The sequence below is a fragment of the Limosilactobacillus avium genome (genome assembly GCF_947381485.1).
GTDB classification, from domain to species: Bacteria; Bacillota; Bacilli; order Lactobacillales; family Lactobacillaceae; genus Limosilactobacillus; species Limosilactobacillus avium.
This window is the reverse complement of sequence record NZ_CANCWN010000026.1, coordinates 1-17,480: the sequence shown is the minus strand read 5'-3', so window position 1 is coordinate 17,480 and position 17,480 is coordinate 1. Positions and strand designations below refer to the sequence as shown.

The following is a 17,480-nucleotide window of genomic DNA, read 5'->3' as shown; positions in this document are numbered from 1 at the left end:
AAGAGCTTCAGAGTGCTCCGTATGGCTAGTATAGGACGATTGTTGCACGGTACGGGCCAATGATTGTCCGTAACTACAACACTAGGAGCACGCTTTTTTCCGCGATTACTGTGTAATACTCGGAAAACTAAAAGAGGCTGGTGAAAAAGTTTTCTCCCAGCCTCTTTCCTACGATTAGTCATACAGCCCTCTTCAGTTGCCGTACTGCTACTTTTACATAGCCGTAACGTGCTCCACCCCCACGGGCCTAGTGCCTAACAGAAAAAACGGCTGGCGCCTTCTGCGCCAACCGTTTTTCCATGTTAGTCATACGGCCCTCTTCGGGGGGGGGTTCCGCACTCATTTATTTTGTTGTCTGCCGCTTTATCAAATGCGTACCCACAACTGTCTTGCACGGGTCCGCATCTGGGTTCTTTAGCCGCTTGACCATCATGTCAACCGCCGCGTGGGCCATCTCATCCGTTGCCACGTGGACCGCTGACATACTTGGGTAAACATACTTGACCAGCGCCGTATCGTTAAACGAAATCAACGCTAACCGCTGCGGAATCGCAATCTTTGCTTCCTGGACCGCCTTTAACGCGCCAACCGCCATTGGATCATTTGCAATAAAGATCCCGTGCGGTAAGCGATCACTGAGCCGCTCAATCGCCCGTTTCATTGCCTTATATCCCGACATCGAGGTGTAGTCGCCGGCAAATATAAATTCTGAATGATACAGGTTCCTTTGGCGAAGGTCATTTTCAAAGTAGAAACGCCGGAGGTCCGGAACGATTTCGTTATCCGTCGTGGTTTCCGTTCCTGCTAGCATTCCAATGTCCTCAATCCCTTCATTAACGAACTCGCTAATTACGGAACGAACGGCATTTTCAAAGTCGGGAACCAAGCAGTCATACCCAGCCGCTAAACTATCATAATCGACAAACACAATGTTCTTCGTCACTAAGCGAAACTTTTCAACCTGGGCATTACTAAACTTACCAATTGCAATAATACCAGTGACATCTTGGGGAATATCCTCCATGTTGTTCTGGTAAATCGGTACCGTCTGCAGGCCCCGGCGTTGAGCAGAACGCTCAATCTCCATCCGGATAGCCATGTAGTACAGGTCATCTAGTTCCTGGGTCAGTGAGTACCACTGAACAACCGCAACCTTCTGAACCCGGTTACTCTGCGTCCGCTTATGCTTCGTGTAGTTAAACTGCTCAGCGGTTGCGATTACCCGTTGCCGGGTCTTCTCGTTGACTGAAAGGGTAGCATCATTATTGAGGATCCGCGATACCGTCGCAATCGACACCCCAGCTTTATTTGCAATGTCACGTAACGTTACTGCCATCCTCACAGACTCCTTTCAGCTTTAATCATTACAGTTGCTTGATAAACCGGTCCCAGCCAGCTTGACCAGCGGCATCTTCCTTGAAGACCCCGGCATTTTCCAGGACATTAGCAAAGATGTTGGCCAGTTCTTGTTCCATCACTTCGTCAACATTATCCTTCGTAATTTCCGTCTTGGCTTGAACTTCCTTTGCCCATGGTAGGTGACTGTCCGCAATCTTGTTTTCAGCACCCAGCCAGAACTTCTTGACTTCATTCAGTTCGTCCTTGAGACGGGCCGGCAGGATTGCCCGACCCATAACTTCGATCAGGCCAATGTTTTCCTTCTTAATGTGCCACAACTTTTCGTGCGGGTGGAAAATACCAAGTGGGTATTTGTCACTCGTGTTGTTGTCCCGCAGAACAAGGTCGAGGACGTACTTCTCACCGTCACGGTGCATGATTGGCGTAACCGTGTGGTGGCGGGTGTCGCCATCAAACGCCTTAATGTTGAGGCTTTCGTCGCTGTAGTGGTCCCAAACATCAATGATGTGGGTCCCCAGGTCAATCAGTTGGGTCGTGTCCGCACTCGTCAAGCGGATGTCACTCATTGGCCAGTTAACGATCCCGGCTTCAACTGCTGGGTAGTCAGCAAATTGCAGGGGCTTCTTAATTGCCGCCTTCATCATTGGGAAGGTGTGGCGACCACCCTGATAGTGTTCGTGAGCCAACATTGAGCCCCCAACGATTGGCAGGTCGGCATTACTACCAACGAAGTAGGCTGGCAGCTGGTTTTCAATTTCAACCAGGTTAATCAGCGTCTGCCGGTTAATCTTCATTGGTTCATGCTTGCTGTACAAGAAGATGCAGTGTTCGTTGAAGTAGGCGTATGGTGAGTACTGGAAGCCCCACTGCTTACCGCCAATTGTCATCCGAATGATCCGGTGGTTACTCCGGGCTGCTTGACCAAGCCGGCCCTTGTAACCTTCGTTTTCCATGCACAGGGCACATTGTGGGTACTTCTTCTTCGTGTCGTGAGCCGCAGCGGCGATTGCCTTAGGATCCTTTTCCGGCTTAGAAAGGTTAATCGTAATCTCTAAGTTACCATACTTGGTAGGCTTATCAAAGACCACGTTCTTTTTAATTGCCGCAACCTTAACGTAATCGTTGCTGGTACACAGCTTGTAGAACCAGTCAGTAGCGGTTTCTGGGGACTGTTGGTACTTTTCCCAGAACTCGTGGTTAATCACTGATGGCCGCGGTGTCATCAGGTCGTACAGCTGGTCATTGAGAATTTCTCTGGCCGTTTGGCCGTCCTCAATCTTGCCGCGCTTAACGGCTAGGTCAACCAGTTGGGCAACCAGCGGCTTATCCGTCGTGGCTTCAACATCTTCGTCACCAACCAGGGCCCGGATCTTGTTTAATACGTAAATCCGGTCCAGGGGTTCGTAGGCACCACTTTCAATTACCTTGTCTGCATATTCTTCCAATAACTTCATTTTCTCATTCCCCCGCAATTGGACATAAATTACAACTTGTGTGGTCCATCAACCACTTCAGCGTCATAGAAGCTAGCATCGTAGCCAATCTTGTCACGATAAATCTTGCCGACGTTCTTCTTGAAGTCTTCCGCAGCAGACTTCTTAACAATGGCAATGGCACTGCCGGCAAATCCACCGCCGACCATCCGGGCACCCAGGCAGCCAGGTTGTTCCCAAGCACTTTCTGCTAAGGTATCCAGTTCCTTACCGGTAACCTCGTAGTCGTACTTCAAAGAAACGTGCGATGCGTTGATCAAGCGGCCAAGTTCTTCCAGGTCACCCTTCTGCATTGCGTCGATGGCCCGCTTTGTCCGTTCGTTTTCACTAACGGCGTGCCGTGCCCGACGAATTAAGGTATCGTCGTTGATCAGGTAAGTGTATTGGTCAAAGGTCTCAGAGTCAATTTCACCGAGCTTAGTGATGTTCAGCTTCTTGCTCAAACGTTTAACTGCTTCGCCACATTCTTCAACCCGTTCGTTGTACTTAGAGCCCGCTAAGGAGTGGGTCTTGTTCGTGCTCATGATCAGGATTTCGTAGTCACCCAGTTCAAGTGGCAGGTACTTGTATTCCAAGGTGTTGCAGTCCAAGAAGATGGCGTTATCTTTCTTCCCCATCCCGACAGCAAATTGGTCCATGATACCGGAGTTCAGACCAACAAAGTCGTTTTCGGTCTTTTGGCCAAGCTTAACTAGTTCAACTTCGTCAATGTCTAAGTTGAATTCTTCCTTCAACAGGTTCCCCATCAGCATTTCAATTGAAGCGGATGAAGAAAGGCCAGAACCGTATGGCAGGTAACCATGAATGTAGAAGTTGAAACCATGGTCAATCTTGTAGCCGCGTTGCTTCAGGTAAACAAGCATCCCCTTAAAGTAGTTAACCCACTTTTCGTCCTTAGCAGTTTGGGGTTGGTCGTCGTTGATATCAAAGGTGATGATCTTACTGTTTTCTTCCTTAGCAGAGTTAGCAGAGTAGATCGCAACCTTGGTGTCTTCCCGTGGCCCGTAAACACCGTACGTCCCAATGCTGATTGCACATGGGAAAACGTGACCACCGTTGTAGTCGGTGTGTTCACCAATCACATTGATCCGGCCTGGTGAGAAGAAGACATCCTTACCGTTTTCGTTAAAGACCTTTTTGTATTCATCAAGAAATTGTTGCTTATCCATCACAATTAACCTCCATACCTCAAATAAAACTTATGGTAAACTTTTACTAAATATAATTTAATATTATTTACCCGATTTGTCAATAAGCGCTTTCATAATAATTAAATAAATATGGTAAGCGCTTTCTTAAACGTCTTAGTAATAGTAGCTTTCGCCAATCAATGCTAAAATTATTTTTAAAGAGGAGGGACCTTGATGGCAATTTATCACGCCAACGATCTTTTGCCCCTTGCCCAGCGAACCGGGCGGTGGGTAGTAAGAAAAATCAATAACCAGCCGGTACTATACACCACCAACCTCGGTAGCAGCATCAAGATGGTCAGCAAGGCGGCCCAAGAGGTTCAAGTAACGGTCCTGGATAACGGGAGCCCACAGGTAGCTAGTCAGTTCTATGCCTACCGCGTTGACCGGGGGTCCTGGCAGCGGGTCGCGGCCGCTAAGGGAACATGGAAGATTCCCCTGCCGGACTGCCAGTCCCACCTCATCGAAGTAATGACGGCTGGCAACACTGACCTTGACCCGGTCTGGACTGGCCAGGCGGGGTTCGCAATCGTCAGCATCACCAGCAGGCCGGGGGCCCTCCCTCCCGCTCCTTTGCAGCCACTCGTTGACTTTATCGGCGACTCAATAACGGCCGGCTGCTGGGTGGCCGGGCGCCATGCTTCTGCTGATTACCGGCCCGAGAGTAACTATGTCGGTATTGCTAGCGACCAACTGGGAATCGACAGCGTACGGATTGCCTATTCCGCCGGTGGGGTTTTGCGACCGGCTACCGGTGGGGTTCCCGTGGCCAGTCAGTTTCTTCCCCAAATTGACCAGACTACCCGGTGGGCGGTCAACCAGCCCGACATGGTCGTCGTCAACATCGGGGTCAACGACCGCCGCTACCCTACCGACCAGTTTGTCTTGGCATACGACCACTTTATCAGTCAGGTGAAATCAACTTTCCCCAACAGTTTGATCCTGATCATGGTCCCCTTTAGTCAAACCTTCCGTACGGAAATCGTCCGGTGTGCACACCGCCACCACCTTCCCGTGATTGATACCAGAGGGTGGTGCACCAGCTTCACCGACGGTCTCCACCCCGACCAAATTGGGGCACAAACGGCTGGACGGCGGTTAGCAGGGGCCCTTACCCCATTTTTAAAACAAATAAAAGGAGGAAAACGATAATGAAACGCTTATTAAACATTGAAAATGGCTATAATTTTCGTGAACTCGGTGGTTACCCAACCGCGGATGGGCACCAAGTCAAGTTTAACCGGCTAATTCGTTCCGGTTCCTTAACCCGGCTTAATGAGCATGACTTAAACACCTTGGCGGCCATCCCCATCAAAAACGACCTTGACTTGCGCTCCAATCCAGAAGTTGCGGCTGCTCCGGACCGGGTTCCTGCCGGCGCAACTTACCGTCACCTTCCCGTCTTTGCGGTCGACGAAACGGACGCCTCGCACAGCGATGAAGAGATTGCCCAGCAGATGCAAGAAGAGGGTAACGGCTACCGACACATGCTAGATGTCTACCGGCGGATGGCCAGCTTGCCAAGCGCAAAGAAGGCCTACCAGGAGATGTTTAAGGTCCTCCTTTCTACGACCAACGGGGCAACCCTATTCCACTGCACGGCAGGAAAGGACCGGACCGGCTTTGCTGCCTTCCTCATCCTCTCTGCACTGGGTGTTCCACGTGAAACAATCATTAAGGACTACCTCCTGACCAACGAAGTCACGGCGGACGTACGGAAGAAGTGGCTCGCGGGGATCCGTAAAAATAGCGCCGGCCTCGGGAACGTTGACGCGGTCGTCAGCAACCGGAACGCCCTCGCCTCCGTCAATGCCGACTATCTCAATACGGCCCTGGCCACAATCAAGGAGGAGTCCGGCACCGTTGACCACTACCTGACCGACTACCTTGGCCTCTCAAAAGGTGATTTAACCACCCTGCGCCATTTATATTTGGACTAGGCCAGGTTATAATTGATATACAAGGAGGGAGCTAGCTATGCAAATTTCTGTTCCGTTAATTGACGGTTTCTTGGCTGACGAGTACGGCAAGTACGCACCGGCCGATTTGATGGTCGCTGACCACCCGGTGAAGTCTTTCCCTATCCACATTACGGATGCCCCCGCGGGGACGAAGTCGTTTGCACTTGTTTTCATTGATTTTGATTCAACCCCCGTCTGTGGTTTTACGTGGATTCACTGGCTCGCCGCCAATATTCCAGCGACACTGACCGACATTCCAGCCGATGCCAGCCGCCAGTTAAAAACACAGTTTGTCCAAGGAAAGAACAGTAACGCCGGCCGCCTAGTCAATGGGGACCCGCAGATTGCCAGTGGTTACGTTGGCCCGCAGCCACCGGACAAGGCTCACGACTACACATTAACCGTCTACGCACTGGATACCGTTCTCCCCTTAGAGAACGGCTACTGGCTCAATGACTTTCTCCACGCTGCGGAGGGGCATGTTCTCGCCAAAGCTAAAGCAACCATCCCTAGTCGCGCTTAAGGAAGTGATATTATGGAAACAAGGATTTTCTTTAATCCGGGTGATTCAATCGCCAACATTCATGACTACAACGAAGCCGTTCGGAAGGGCCAAATCTTCAAAAAAGAGCGGCACAGTGATGACCTGGTAATTGCCAAGGGCCCTAATGATGAAGAATACGCGATCTTCTACGCCAAGGACGCCTTGCCGGCTGACCACCAAAAGTCCAAGCCGTACAATGTTAAGAACAAGCTTTAAGCGGTGTTACTTTAAAAAGAAAAAGGAACCGGAATCCGGTTCCTTTTTCTTTTTAACGGCCACCAACAATTTTGGTGGTCTCATTTTCGAAGCGTAGTAAAAGATCGTCTGTATTAGCGCGAAAGTCGGCGATAAAGTCCTTCCCCTTCGGCGCCACCTTACCGACAACTTTTCCCATTATGTCAGTTACCTCGAGGTCATTGCCGGCCCACTTGACATCATCATAGTGGCCTTCCAGCGCTTCATCAAAGAACGCTTGGAGGATATCGCGCACCGCGTTTTTGATTACTTCATCCTCGGTGATCGTTTCACCATGCAACTTGCGTTGGGCAACCTGCATGACAACGTCGTCCATGCTTTGGGGAATTTCAACACTCATCGATAACTGCTTCCTTCCTACTTATGGCGCTTCTTGCGTGCCTTCTTACTGAACTTAATACCCTGAGGTGCCCGGTGGTGTCTTACCACCTGCGTCTGCCGACTTGGGGCCACTTGCTGCTGGTGACGTTGCCGTTTCATCAGTTGCTGGTGTTCGTACTCGCTCCACGGGTTCAATAGGCCACGCATGAAGCTGGCAACTTCCTCCCGGTGGTCATCCATCCATTTCTCAGCGGTCTTAACATCGTTGGTATCAATCCCGTTGCTGCGGATGAAGGACAGCATCAGCTGCGTTTCCCGGTCCTTGCGGCTCAAGCTAGCCAGCATGTCCTGAGATGGCTGCATGTTAGCAATTGCCTTCAAACCGGTCCGGTACTGGTCCATGTCGAGCTGTTTGGTCCGCTTCAAGTAGTCGAAGAGGGCCTGGGCAGTCGGAACAATGTTTTTAATCTGCTTGGGGGTAATGTCCGGGTCAAGCGGCATCATCATTCCTAAGACCCGCTGGAGGTCGTAGAAATCCCAGCTGCCGGGGTATTCACCGCATTCCTGGGCCATCAGCTTGATAAACTGGCCAATAATGTACTGCTGTTCACCACCATCAAGTGACTGGTTCTGAAACTCATTTTCAACCGCCACCGCGCGCTTGCTCTTCGCAATGAAGTCATCAACCTCTTGGGCCGACCACGGCTTGACTTCCTTAGCCTTTTCCGGCTTCTTCGTAGCGGCGGTCTTCTTTGCCGGTGCTTTAGGAGCCGGCTTGGCGGCCTTTTTCTTGCCGTGCAATTGCGCCCATGTCTGGTGGGCCTTCCGACAGGCATTCATATTTGTACGTTGGTCATCAATTGCTTGGACAATTTCCTTTAATCCCGCAACCTTTAAAAAGCTTTGGTAGGCCTTTAATACCGGGGCCACCGCAATGCCAAACTGGTTGGTCAATGCAGGATCCGCAATAAAGTCCCCCACCATTACTTCCTTCACCGCTTGGGGCGTCCACGCGGTGTCGGCCAGGTGCTGCTCGTTCATCATGTGTTGATTAAAGCGGGTTAGAATATCCTGAGCATGCTTCTGCTGGTTAGCAGAAAGCTGATGATACGTGGACGAAGCGAGGAACTTTTTAACGTGTTCTTCTTGTTCGTTCATACTCCTTACTCCTCCATCTAAAATTGAATTTTCCTATCTATCATATCATAATTAGGTGGTAAAGATTAAATGAGGGGGCACGCGCAATGCGTAAGAAGAAAATTGTGGAAGCCATGAAGAACGTTTATTTTCAAAAGATGACTAGTACCGGCTACCAGGAAATTGAAGACGAGATCCACCAGCTTCAACAGCAGCGGCCCGCCAAGATCGCCCAACTGAAGGCGGCGCGGGCCCTGGGTGACCTCTCGGAGAATACGGAGTACAGCACGGCCAAGCGGGAACTCCGCCACCTGGAGAGCCGCCTGCGCTACCTAAACAAGCAGCTCCAATATTCACAGGTGATTGCCCCGGCGGACACCGGGACCGTCGACCTTGGCACAACCGTTACCTTCAAGTTTGAGGATGATGACGATACCGCAACCTACAAAATTGTTGGCAAGCAGGAAGCCGACCTCGCTAAGCAGAAGGTCTCCTTTGACTCCCCGCTTGGTCAAGCAATCATGCACCAGCCAGCGGGAAAGGTCGTTACTGTGCAGGCGCCCCAGGCATCTTACCAGGTTAAAATCATTAAGATTGCCTTGAGTAAATAAGAAACTTTTTCCCGGACCCCCTAAACCGTTTCCATGTTTCTTTTCGCGCCCCTCACATCATCAATCAGCCAATTAGCCACTATATTTTGTGCTTGCACCCGGGGAAAATAGCCCCTATACTACCATATGTTGTGTTCATAGCGCTATGAGCCCTAAACATACTTTTGGAATTGGGGTTACTTAAATGAACTACTTTAAATTTTTGGCCCACCAGCTTAAGGGGTGGCCACAGCAGAACTACTACCTGTTCTTCTTTAGCCTGGGTTGTCAGATCATGACCCTGGCCAGCACACCAATCACCTGGTTGTCCGTGATCACCTTCATTGGTACGACCCTAGGTGTCCTCTGTGTCCTAGCAATCAACGCCGCTAAGTCGGTAAACGGGGTGCTCGGCATTCTCTCTGCGATCTGTTTTATCATCATCGGCTTCAACGCCAAGAACTATTTGAGCATCGGGGAACAGGTTGCCTACATGATTACCCTGGACATCCCCGTCCTCTTGTCCAGCAACTGGAACGTTAATATGGCATCAAAGATCCGCCACTTTACCCCCCGCAGCTGGACGGTGGCAATTATCGCTACCGGGGTCGTCTACCTGGCTTCCGGCTACCTGATTGGCCACTTAACGGACGACCCTCGCCCGTGGATTGATGCCATCAGCTTCTCAATTAGCTTAACGGCCGGGGTAATCTGCTTCCTCCGCTTCAACAACCAGTACTTCTGGTGGCTGGCTTCCGGGATTGCCCAGCTTGTCCTCTGGTTCATTTCATACCAGCAGGGTTCCGCAACCCTGGCGATGGCCGTAAACAGTTCCATCTATTTGATCAATGACGTCCTCGCCTTTACCATTTCACCATGGTACAACAAGAAGGAGCGTGAACGGCTAAGCATCGCCGAAACGGCTTATGCTAAGTCGGTCGGAATTGAAGAATCATAACCACCCGTCAAACGGGTGGTTTGCACATCGGCTATAAGCTGAAAAGAAAAGCCAGCGTCTCAAGGCGCTGGCTTTCGCTTTGCTCAAACCAAAATGCTCTGACTACTTCGCTGCTACTTTAAGTAGCGTTTGTATTCCTTCACTTACCCTTAAAAGGGTCTGAATATTCAGCACTGGTTATTTTATCAACTACCATGTCATGCTTTTCTTGATCTCGAATATACTTTCTTATTGTGGCTTCATTCATGCCTACTGTGCTCACATAATATCCTTCTGCCCAGAAATGTCGATTCCCAAATTTATATTTTAAGTTTGCGTGGCGGTCAAACATCATCAAGGCACTTTTCCCTTTTAAATATCCCATAAACTGCGAAACACTTAGCTTGGGCGGAATACTCACTAATAAGTGTACGTGATCTGGCATCATGTGACCTTCAATGATTTGCACTCCTTTATACTTGCACAGGAGTTTTATATAATCTCTAAGATCTCTGCGATATTGATTGTAAATTATTTTCCGTCTATACTTTGGAATGAATACGATATGGTACTTACATAACCATTTCGTATGGGCTAAGCTATTTAACTTATTAGCCATATTTATAAAACCTCTTTTCCCTTATTTGATTTTGGCTTGAACACCTACATCTTAAGGCAAAAGAGGCTTTTTTATATAATCTTTATTGCCCACCCGCATAGCAGGTGGTTTTTTGTTTCGCACACTCGCTTTGCTCGCGTACTCAACTAGGTCTAAAGACGTTAATAAAAAAATGTGAGACAGATGTCTCACATTTTTTATTCTCTTAAATTATTTTCCGTAAACCTCGAACTGGGGGCGCTTGCCATTGACAATCGCTACCACATCGTCCAGGCCCATGGCCACCATGTTCTTCATTGCCGTGTCGGTGTAAAAGGCACTGTGTGGGGAAATTAGAACGTTCGGCATGGCACGCAGGGTCTTGTAGTCCTCTGGAATTTCATCCGCCGTTGCCTGCTTTTCAAAGAACTGGCCCTCGTCCGCCAGGGTATCCAGTGCCGCTCCGGCAATTTCCTTTGCCTGTAATGCCGCAATCAGGTCGTTGGCGTTAACGATGCCACCCCGGGCCATGTTGATCAGGTAGGCAGTTGACTTCATCTTTTTAAAGGTAGCGGCGTTGAAGAGGTTTGTCGTACTGTCATTCAACGGGGTGTGGACCGTGACAATGTCAGCCGTCTTTAGGAGGGTATCCTGGTCCGTGTACTCCAAGTAGGGACTCAGTTCCACCCGGTGAATCGGGTCGGTTGCAATTACCTTGGCCCCCAGTGCAGAGTACAGTTGAGCGGTGGCCCCACCGATGTGACCGGCACCGATAATGCCCACCGTCAGGTTATAAATCTCCGTACTCTCCAGGCCGGCCCAACGGAAGTCGAGCTTGTCCATCCGCTGGTCGTAGTAACCGAGCTTTCTGACGAGGCGGAGGGCCTGGGTTAGGCCCATTTCAGCAATTGCCCGTGGCGAATAGGCGGGGACGTTGGTGACGATCAGGTCATACTTCTTCGCCAAGTCAAAGTCAATCATGTCATAACCAACCATCCGCGCCGTCAGCTGCTTAATCCCGTATTCGTGAAGGGCCTGGTAAACCTCTGGCTCTAAGGGTTGGGTTTGTTGAAAGTCGATTCCATCGAAGCCCTTGGCCCACTTTACGGTGTCCTTATTAAGGCGCTCGTCAACGCACTTAACTTCGATCCCGTTTTCCTCTGACCACTGCTTAATATACTTTTTCTCCGGTTCCAATACCGCATACATTAAAATTTTCATCATGTGCCTCCTTACCAGGTCAACTTCTGCATCTTCGCAACGGCTTCCTTTAAGGCTGCCAACGGTTGGGTTGCGGCAATCCGGACAAAGCCCTCACCCGACTTACCAAATGCCAGGCCGGGAACAACCAGGATCCCCGCCTTCTTTAACAGCTGGTCGGCAAAGTCAACGGAGTTTAATCCTGTTGCTCGAATATCAGCGAAGACGTAGATGCTTCCCTCAACGGGACTAACGTCTAGCCAGTCAATCTTAGGCAGTTCAGTCTGCAGGTAGGTTAACCGCTTCTGGAAGGCTTCAACGATTGGGGCCACCAGTTCGTCGTGGTGCTGAAGGCCGTATAAGGCCCCTTCCTGTGACATCGTCGGTGCCGTAAAGGTAACGGCATCGTTGACATCATTAGCGGCCGCAACTAACCAGTCCGGCCCAATCAGGTAACCAATCCGCCAACCAGTCATGGCAAAGCTCTTTGACATCCCACTAATCGTTACCGTGTTATCGGGCGCAAACTTGGCCAGTGGAGTGAACGTCTTGCCCGGCATTACGTAGTCAGAGTAAATTTCGTCACTGAAGATCAACAGGTCGTTCTTAACTGCCAGGTCGGCAAGCGCCTGTTCCTCGGCCGCCGTCATCACGTTACCGGTCGGGTTGTTCGGTGTGTTAATAATGATGGCCTTTGTCTTAGGCGTGATCTTCTTGGCAATTTCTGCGGCCTCAATCTTGTAGCCGTCAGCCGCCTTCCCATCGACCGTTACCGGGATCCCATTGGCCAGCTTGACCTGGTCAATGTAAGGAGAAAAACTTGGCTGGGGGATGATAACTTCATCACCAGGGTCCAGCAGGGCCTCCAGGGCAACAAACAGGGCGTGTTCGGCCCCTACTGTCACCAGGACCTGGTCCAAATTAAACTTTAGTTGGTACTTATCTTGGTAGAAATCACAGATTGCTTGACGGAGCTCTGGAAGGCCCTCAGCAGCGGTGTAGTGCGTAATCCCCGCCTTGGTCTTTTCAAAGGCCGCCTCAATAATTGGCTGGGGGGTAGTAAAATTCGGGTCGCCGACAGACAGGTCAATGACGTTATCCATCTTAGCGGCCATTGCGCAAACGTCCGCCAAGATGTTTGCGCTAGGCTTTTGGTATGCTTTGCTTAAAATCGAACTATCCATTGTTTTTCCTCCGTTCATCATGTGATTCGTGTAACTTTGCATTAAGTATAGTCGTTTTTTATTTTTAAATCCACATATTTATACATTATGACCGCATAAGTATTCAAAAGTGCTGAATTCTTATGCGCGTTGCATTATGGTAAAATGCCAATAGCTGAAGGGAGGAACCTTTGATGGCCCGTATTTTTATGGTTGAAGATAACCCCGCAATGATTAAGACCGTCCAGGAAGAACTTAAGAAGTGGCAATATGACGTCCAAACGGTCACCGACTGGGAAAACGTCGCTGGTGAGATCACGGCCGCCCAGCCAGCCCTGGTTCTCTTTGACATTACCCTGCCCACCTTCGATGGCTTTTACTGGATGCAGGAGGTCCGTAAACATACCCAGGTCCCCATTATTGTCATTTCCGCAGCGGATATTGACAGTAACGTTATGCACGCCATTGCCGCGGGCGCGGACGACTATATCATGAAGCCCTTCTCAATGACCGTCCTGCTTGCCAAGGTCCAGGCCTTGTTGCGGCGGACTCAGCAGAGTAGTGACCAAATAGCCTGGGCAAATAACCACTTCAACGCCCTTACCAATCAACTTAATAACGACCGGGGGCAGGCCCAGTTGACCCCCACGGAGGGGGCCCTCCTCCAGGTACTGCTCCACCACCGCAACCAAACCGTTACTAAGGACCAGCTTTTGGAATGGCTCTGGCAAGGTGGTAAGTACCTTAACGACAACACGTTAAACGTCAACATTAGCCGTTTACGGAGTAAATTGGCGCCCCTCGGCCTCGACCAGGCCCTCCGGACAGAGCGGGGGATTGGCTACCGGCTGGTGGTCAGCAATGAATAAAAAACGCTTTACCCGCCTGTGGCTCCGGTCCCAGCTCCCTCTCCTGTGGGCATACCTATTGTTAACTGCTCTTTTGGCCCTCCTGTGTTACCTCTACCAACTACCCACCATTATCATTGGCGACTTCGTCCGGTTCAGCCTCCCGGTCCTGATCATCTGGCTGATTATCACCGTGGTCCGGGCCCACCACCGGCAGCAGCGTGTCGGCAAACAGGAATTAGTCTCACCGAGTAGCCCGCTAGAACAAGCCCTCGTGAGTGCCCTGACCAATGAGCGGGCCCACCACCGCAAGCTCATTCAGCAACTCCGGTACAAGCAACAGGAGCAATTAGACCACCTGGATCTCTTTTCCCACGAAATCAAGAATTCCCTGACCCTCCTGCAGGCGGCGGCCGAAAGTAAAGTAACCGTTCCAAGTCTCCAGGTTAAGGCGAGCGTCCACCAGGCTGACTACTACCTTAACCTCCTGCTCAGTGGCGAGCGGCTGGCAATGGATAAGTCGGACCTCGACCTCAAATGGCTAAACCTCAGTAAAGTGGTCAACGAAGTGATTCGGGAAAACGGGCAGCTGTTTATCGCCAAGCAACTCATCCCTAAAATCAGCATCCCCCCGGTCCAGGTCATGACCGACCAGAAGTGGCTCCACTTCTGCATCAGCCAGCTGCTATCAAACGCCATTAAGTACGCGGACCCGGCAACTACCATCAAGATTACTTGGCAAGACAACGCCCTCACATTTACGGACACCGGCCCCGCAATTCCTAGTACGGACCTGCCACGGATCTTCGACAACGGCTTTACTGGCCACAACGGCCACCAGACGACCCGGTCCACCGGGATGGGGCTCTACTTTGTTAAGCAGGTGACGGAACGATTAGGCCTCCAGGTACAGGTGTTTTCACCGGGGCCCCGCCAGACCGTTGCCCAGCTTGCCTTTCCCGATAAACTAGTTCACTAAAATCAATTCTTACAAAACTGTAAGGTTCTGCACACTCCTGTAAGTAGGAAGTTGGGCAGGGCCTTTTTATAATTAAAGTATCAAGAATTCAAACACAGGAAAGGGATGTTTAACATGGTCCTCTTAAAACTTGACCACGTCCAAAAAACTTTTGAAGCTAATTCCAGCCACCCGGTAGCGGCCCTAAAGGACGTCAGCTTTACTGTTCAGAATGGGGAGTTTGTCGCCATCATGGGTGAATCCGGAGCCGGCAAAAGTACCCTGCTGAACATTATTGCCACCCTGGATAAGGCCACTAACGGGAGCGCCGCCCTTAACGGCCAGGACCTCGGTGCCCTGAGTAAGGACGATGCAGCCCGCTACCGGCGCCAGCACCTCAGCTTTGTCTTCCAGCACTTTAACCTGCTGGACAGCCTGAGCAACCGCGATAACGTTTACCTCCCCCTGGTTTTAGCAAAGGTTGCGCCGGATGAAATGGACCGGCGGATCAAGCCACTGGTTAGCCGCCTGCGGATTGAGAAAATCATTGACCGCTACCCCAGCGAAGTCTCTGGGGGCCAACAGCAACGGATTGCCATTGCCCGGGCATTGATCACCCAACCCGACGTCCTCCTCGCCGACGAACCAACCGGGGCCTTAGATTCAAACACCAGCCAGGAAATCTTGGATCTCTTCGATGACGTTAACGCCAACGGGCAAGCCATCATCATGGTCACCCACAGTGCCGCCGCGGCAAGTCACGCCAAGCGGACCCTCTTCATTAAGGACGGCCGAATTTTCCACGAACTCTTTCGCGGCGACCTGTCGATGAAGGACTACCAAGTACAAATTAGTAACACAATGATGACCCTCACGAATGGTGGTGAGTGATAATGCTGTTTATTCGCTTAATTAACTCCAGTTTCAAACGCAACTTGCGGACGTACGGCCCCTACCTACTGGCGACCTGCATGTTGGTTGCTATCAACTATATTTTTACCGCAATCGCTGCTAACCATATCCTGAAAGCGCTCAGCACGGGGAAGGTAACCACCGCCATGATGAAACCAGGGGCCGCCTTTATCCTGATGGTGACGGCTGCCTTTCTCCTTTACGTCAACCACTTCTTGTGGCAGCAGCGGAGCCAGGAAATCGGCCTGTACAGCATGCTGGGGATGACCAGTAGGAACCTCGGCCTGCTTACCGTTTTAGAAAAGGCCTACCTGCTGGTCTTCAGCCTTGTCGGCGGCTTGATCGGTGGGGTTATCTTTGAAAAGCTAGCCTTCCTTGGCCTGGGACGGCTCCTGCAAGTTCAGCACCTCCGGCAGTCATGGATCAGCAGTGGGGCCCTTTTGCAGACCATCATGACCTTTGTGGCCTTTTTCATCGTTTTGATGATCATTGACCTCTTGAAGATCCGCCACCTCAAGCCCACGGACCTGTGGAACAGCGCAACTGCCACCCATAAGCACCACGGACCGTTGTTTACGATTGCGGGCCTGATCGGTCTGGTTACCCTGGCTGGGGCCTACTACATTACCCTCACCACTAAGCCAAAGATTACCGCCATTAACCACTTCTTTCTTGCGGTTATCCTGGTCGTTATTGGGACCTACCTCATTTTCATTGCGGGAAGCGTAATTCTCCTGAACTGGCTGAAGAAGCGGCGGAATTTCTATTACCAGCCCCGGCACTTTATTGCCGTCTCGGGGATGCGGCAACGGATGGAACAAAACGGCGCGGCACTCGCCACTATCTGCCTGCTGTGCAGCTCCGTTCTCGTCATCCTGTTTACCGCCGTAACCCTTTACTGTGGGATCAGTAGTACCGCCCGTTCGTACACTCCTCAAGACATCACCATCGTCAATAACCAGCCACTTACGAAGCACCAGGGACAATTCCTTAAGGATACGGCCCGCCAGCACCACGCGACCGTCACGGACCTCACCCACTACGAAGCAACGGCCACCCAGGTAGGCTACTGGCGTGGGCACTCCTTCGTTAACCAAGGGACCATCGATAACATGACAACGGCCACGTCAAACTCCATGATCTTCGTCACTGCCAAGACATACCAGCGGCTGACTCACCACCACACGGTGCTTAAGGGCAATCAGGCCTTGATATATGCACCGGGTAAAAAGCATACTGGAAAGCTGGTCGTCAGCGGGAAGAGCTACCAGGTAACGGAATTGAAGAAGCTCAACTTTGCCTTTAACCCTGACCATGCCATCTTTTCACCAATCTTCATGGTCGTAAACAAGCTTCCTAAGGGGATGCCGACAATGACCGTTACCACCCTGAACTACCATTTAAACGGCAACACCAAGAAACGGATTGCCTTTGAAACCGACCTGCAGCAAAAGCTCCACTTATCAAGCCTCCAGTTTTCGGGGTACGCCACCATCTTCTCGCTCCTCAACGGTCTTTATGGCGGCCTCGTCTTCATCGGAATCCTAATCAGTATTGCGCTGGGGATCACCACCACAATCGTTATCTACTTCAAGCAGATTTCCGAAGGGTACGCGGACAAGCAGCGGTTTACCACTATGCAGGAAGTTGGATTAAGTGAACGCGAAACCACTAAGAGCATTCACAGCCAGGTCCTGATGGTGTTCATGTTGCCAATCATTGGGGCCATCATCAACCTTGCTTTCGCCTTCCCCGCCATCAAGCAGATCATGACCCAATTAAACTTCTACAACCTCACATTGATGGTCGCCATCGCGGTAATCATTACAGTTGCCCTCTTACTCCTCTACTTAGTAATATACGGATTAACTACCCGTACGTATCATCAAATTATTGATAAGTAACTCAAGGGGCTGTGACATAAGTCCTCTATATAGTCGCGGTTTGTAAAATTAAGTTAGAAAAATAAAAAAGTCATTTGTGATAGACTTTTGAATAACCACAAACAAAAGTA

The 17,480-nt window shown here is 50.7% G+C and carries 18 protein-coding genes; 10 read left to right on the top strand and 8 right to left on the bottom strand.

Annotated elements, in window-relative coordinates; all coding sequences use genetic code 11:
- Positions 1 to 343: 343 nt before the first annotated feature.
- The 3 genes from QOS01_RS08165 to QOS01_RS08155 are packed head-to-tail and all read right to left on the bottom strand — an operon-like array spanning position 344 to position 4,021.
- Positions 344 to 1,336, bottom strand: coding sequence for a LacI family DNA-binding transcriptional regulator (locus QOS01_RS08165; RefSeq protein WP_283621913.1), 993 nt, complete (start codon positions 1,334 to 1,336; stop codon positions 344 to 346).
- A gap of 28 nt (positions 1,337 to 1,364) precedes the next feature.
- Complete coding sequence (locus QOS01_RS08160; RefSeq protein WP_283621912.1) at positions 1,365 to 2,813, bottom strand: UDP-glucose--hexose-1-phosphate uridylyltransferase; 1,449 nt, start codon at positions 2,811 to 2,813, stop codon at positions 1,365 to 1,367.
- Between the two features lie 29 nt (positions 2,814 to 2,842).
- Complete coding sequence (locus tag QOS01_RS08155; protein WP_283621911.1) at positions 2,843 to 4,021, bottom strand: galactokinase; 1,179 nt, start codon at positions 4,019 to 4,021, stop codon at positions 2,843 to 2,845.
- Positions 4,022 to 4,216: 195 nt separating this feature from the next.
- Here QOS01_RS08155 and QOS01_RS08150 point away from each other — a divergent pair, with 195 nt between their 5' ends.
- From QOS01_RS08150 to QOS01_RS08135, 4 genes are read left to right on the top strand one after another with little or no spacing between them, the layout of a single operon-like run.
- On the top strand, positions 4,217 to 5,194 hold the full coding sequence (locus QOS01_RS08150; protein WP_283621910.1) for an SGNH/GDSL hydrolase family protein: 978 nt from the start codon (positions 4,217 to 4,219) through the stop codon (positions 5,192 to 5,194).
- Positions 5,194 to 5,982, top strand: coding sequence for a tyrosine-protein phosphatase (locus QOS01_RS08145; protein WP_283621909.1), 789 nt, complete (start codon positions 5,194 to 5,196; stop codon positions 5,980 to 5,982). The genes QOS01_RS08150 and QOS01_RS08145 overlap by 1 nt, the downstream gene beginning before the upstream one ends.
- A gap of 37 nt (positions 5,983 to 6,019) precedes the next feature.
- A complete protein-coding gene (locus QOS01_RS08140) occupies positions 6,020 to 6,526 on the top strand; it encodes a YbhB/YbcL family Raf kinase inhibitor-like protein (protein ID WP_283621908.1) in 507 nt (168 codons plus the stop codon).
- Between the two features lie 12 nt (positions 6,527 to 6,538).
- Complete coding sequence (locus QOS01_RS08135) at positions 6,539 to 6,763, top strand: hypothetical protein (RefSeq protein ID WP_283621907.1); 225 nt, start codon at positions 6,539 to 6,541, stop codon at positions 6,761 to 6,763.
- 52 nt (positions 6,764 to 6,815) lie between these two features.
- Here the strand turns inward: QOS01_RS08135 and QOS01_RS08130 are convergent, their stop codons facing one another.
- Complete coding sequence (locus QOS01_RS08130) at positions 6,816 to 7,142, bottom strand: hypothetical protein (RefSeq protein WP_283621906.1); 327 nt, start codon at positions 7,140 to 7,142, stop codon at positions 6,816 to 6,818.
- A 17-nt stretch (positions 7,143 to 7,159) separates the two neighbouring features.
- A complete protein-coding gene (locus QOS01_RS08125) occupies positions 7,160 to 8,281 on the bottom strand; it encodes a hypothetical protein (protein ID WP_283621905.1) in 1,122 nt (373 codons plus the stop codon).
- Between the two features lie 86 nt (positions 8,282 to 8,367).
- Between QOS01_RS08125 and greA the strand changes: the two genes are divergently transcribed.
- Together greA and pnuC are read left to right on the top strand one after the other, a co-directional pair.
- The gene (gene greA / locus QOS01_RS08120; protein WP_283621904.1) at positions 8,368 to 8,871 is read left to right on the top strand and encodes a transcription elongation factor GreA; all 504 of its coding nucleotides are present in this window, start codon (positions 8,368 to 8,370) and stop codon (positions 8,869 to 8,871) included.
- A gap of 184 nt (positions 8,872 to 9,055) precedes the next feature.
- Entirely contained in the window at positions 9,056 to 9,808 is a 753-nt protein-coding gene (gene pnuC / locus QOS01_RS08115; protein WP_283621903.1) for a nicotinamide riboside transporter PnuC, read from the top strand.
- A gap of 139 nt (positions 9,809 to 9,947) precedes the next feature.
- On the opposite strand, the gene tnpA is transcribed toward pnuC, so the two are convergent.
- From tnpA to QOS01_RS08100, 3 genes are all read right to left on the bottom strand, one after another.
- Positions 9,948 to 10,406, bottom strand: coding sequence for an IS200/IS605 family transposase (gene tnpA, locus QOS01_RS08110; RefSeq protein WP_283621902.1), 459 nt, complete (start codon positions 10,404 to 10,406; stop codon positions 9,948 to 9,950).
- 210 nt (positions 10,407 to 10,616) lie between these two features.
- Positions 10,617 to 11,606: a D-2-hydroxyacid dehydrogenase gene (locus QOS01_RS08105; RefSeq protein WP_283621920.1), complete on the bottom strand. Its 990-nt coding sequence runs from the start codon at positions 11,604 to 11,606 to the stop codon at positions 10,617 to 10,619.
- Positions 11,607 to 11,617: 11 nt separating this feature from the next.
- Positions 11,618 to 12,769 carry an aminotransferase class I/II-fold pyridoxal phosphate-dependent enzyme gene (locus QOS01_RS08100; protein ID WP_283621901.1) on the bottom strand — a complete coding sequence of 384 codons (1,152 nt, stop codon included), beginning with the start codon at positions 12,767 to 12,769 and terminating at the stop codon, positions 11,618 to 11,620.
- 173 nt (positions 12,770 to 12,942) lie between these two features.
- Here QOS01_RS08100 and QOS01_RS08095 point away from each other — a divergent pair, with 173 nt between their 5' ends.
- The 4 genes from QOS01_RS08095 (at position 12,943) to QOS01_RS08080 (ending at position 17,370) form a co-directional block, all read left to right on the top strand.
- A complete protein-coding gene (locus QOS01_RS08095) occupies positions 12,943 to 13,617 on the top strand; it encodes a response regulator transcription factor (RefSeq protein WP_283621900.1) in 675 nt (224 codons plus the stop codon).
- Complete coding sequence (locus tag QOS01_RS08090) at positions 13,610 to 14,575, top strand: sensor histidine kinase (protein ID WP_283621899.1); 966 nt, start codon at positions 13,610 to 13,612, stop codon at positions 14,573 to 14,575. Before QOS01_RS08095 ends, QOS01_RS08090 begins: the two co-directional genes overlap by 8 nt.
- Positions 14,576 to 14,689: 114 nt before the next feature.
- A complete protein-coding gene (locus QOS01_RS08085; RefSeq protein ID WP_283621898.1) occupies positions 14,690 to 15,445 on the top strand; it encodes an ABC transporter ATP-binding protein in 756 nt (251 codons plus the stop codon).
- 2 nt (positions 15,446 to 15,447) lie between these two features.
- Positions 15,448 to 17,370: an FtsX-like permease family protein gene (locus QOS01_RS08080; protein ID WP_283621897.1), complete on the top strand. Its 1,923-nt coding sequence runs from the start codon at positions 15,448 to 15,450 to the stop codon at positions 17,368 to 17,370.
- The last annotated feature ends 110 nt before the right edge of the window (positions 17,371 to 17,480 follow it).

Excerpts from the sequence above, each read along its gene's own strand:
- tnpA (WP_283621902.1), bottom strand. The coding sequence starts at position 10,406 with ATGGCTAATAAGTTAAATAGCTTAGCCCATACGAAATGGTTATGTAAG.
- QOS01_RS08100 (WP_283621901.1), bottom strand. The coding sequence starts at position 12,769 with ATGGATAGTTCGATTTTAAGCAAAGCATACCAAAAGCCTAGCGCAAAC.
- QOS01_RS08105 (WP_283621920.1), bottom strand. The coding sequence starts at position 11,606 with ATGAAAATTTTAATGTATGCGGTATTGGAACCGGAGAAAAAGTATATT.
- QOS01_RS08165 (WP_283621913.1), bottom strand. The coding sequence starts at position 1,336 with ATGGCAGTAACGTTACGTGACATTGCAAATAAAGCTGGGGTGTCGATT.
- QOS01_RS08125 (WP_283621905.1), bottom strand. The coding sequence starts at position 8,281 with ATGAACGAACAAGAAGAACACGTTAAAAAGTTCCTCGCTTCGTCCACG.
- greA (WP_283621904.1), top strand. The coding sequence starts at position 8,368 with ATGCGTAAGAAGAAAATTGTGGAAGCCATGAAGAACGTTTATTTTCAA.
- QOS01_RS08135 (WP_283621907.1), top strand. The coding sequence starts at position 6,539 with ATGGAAACAAGGATTTTCTTTAATCCGGGTGATTCAATCGCCAACATT.
- QOS01_RS08085 (WP_283621898.1), top strand. The coding sequence starts at position 14,690 with ATGGTCCTCTTAAAACTTGACCACGTCCAAAAAACTTTTGAAGCTAAT.
- pnuC (WP_283621903.1), top strand. The coding sequence starts at position 9,056 with ATGAACTACTTTAAATTTTTGGCCCACCAGCTTAAGGGGTGGCCACAG.
- QOS01_RS08160 (WP_283621912.1), bottom strand. The coding sequence starts at position 2,813 with ATGAAGTTATTGGAAGAATATGCAGACAAGGTAATTGAAAGTGGTGCC.
- QOS01_RS08155 (WP_283621911.1), bottom strand. The coding sequence starts at position 4,021 with ATGGATAAGCAACAATTTCTTGATGAATACAAAAAGGTCTTTAACGAA.
- QOS01_RS08095 (WP_283621900.1), top strand. The coding sequence starts at position 12,943 with ATGGCCCGTATTTTTATGGTTGAAGATAACCCCGCAATGATTAAGACC.
- QOS01_RS08080 (WP_283621897.1), top strand. The coding sequence starts at position 15,448 with ATGCTGTTTATTCGCTTAATTAACTCCAGTTTCAAACGCAACTTGCGG.
- QOS01_RS08090 (WP_283621899.1), top strand. The coding sequence starts at position 13,610 with ATGAATAAAAAACGCTTTACCCGCCTGTGGCTCCGGTCCCAGCTCCCT.
- QOS01_RS08130 (WP_283621906.1), bottom strand. The coding sequence starts at position 7,142 with ATGAGTGTTGAAATTCCCCAAAGCATGGACGACGTTGTCATGCAGGTT.
- QOS01_RS08145 (WP_283621909.1), top strand. The coding sequence starts at position 5,194 with ATGAAACGCTTATTAAACATTGAAAATGGCTATAATTTTCGTGAACTC.
- QOS01_RS08140 (WP_283621908.1), top strand. The coding sequence starts at position 6,020 with ATGCAAATTTCTGTTCCGTTAATTGACGGTTTCTTGGCTGACGAGTAC.
- QOS01_RS08150 (WP_283621910.1), top strand. The coding sequence starts at position 4,217 with ATGGCAATTTATCACGCCAACGATCTTTTGCCCCTTGCCCAGCGAACC.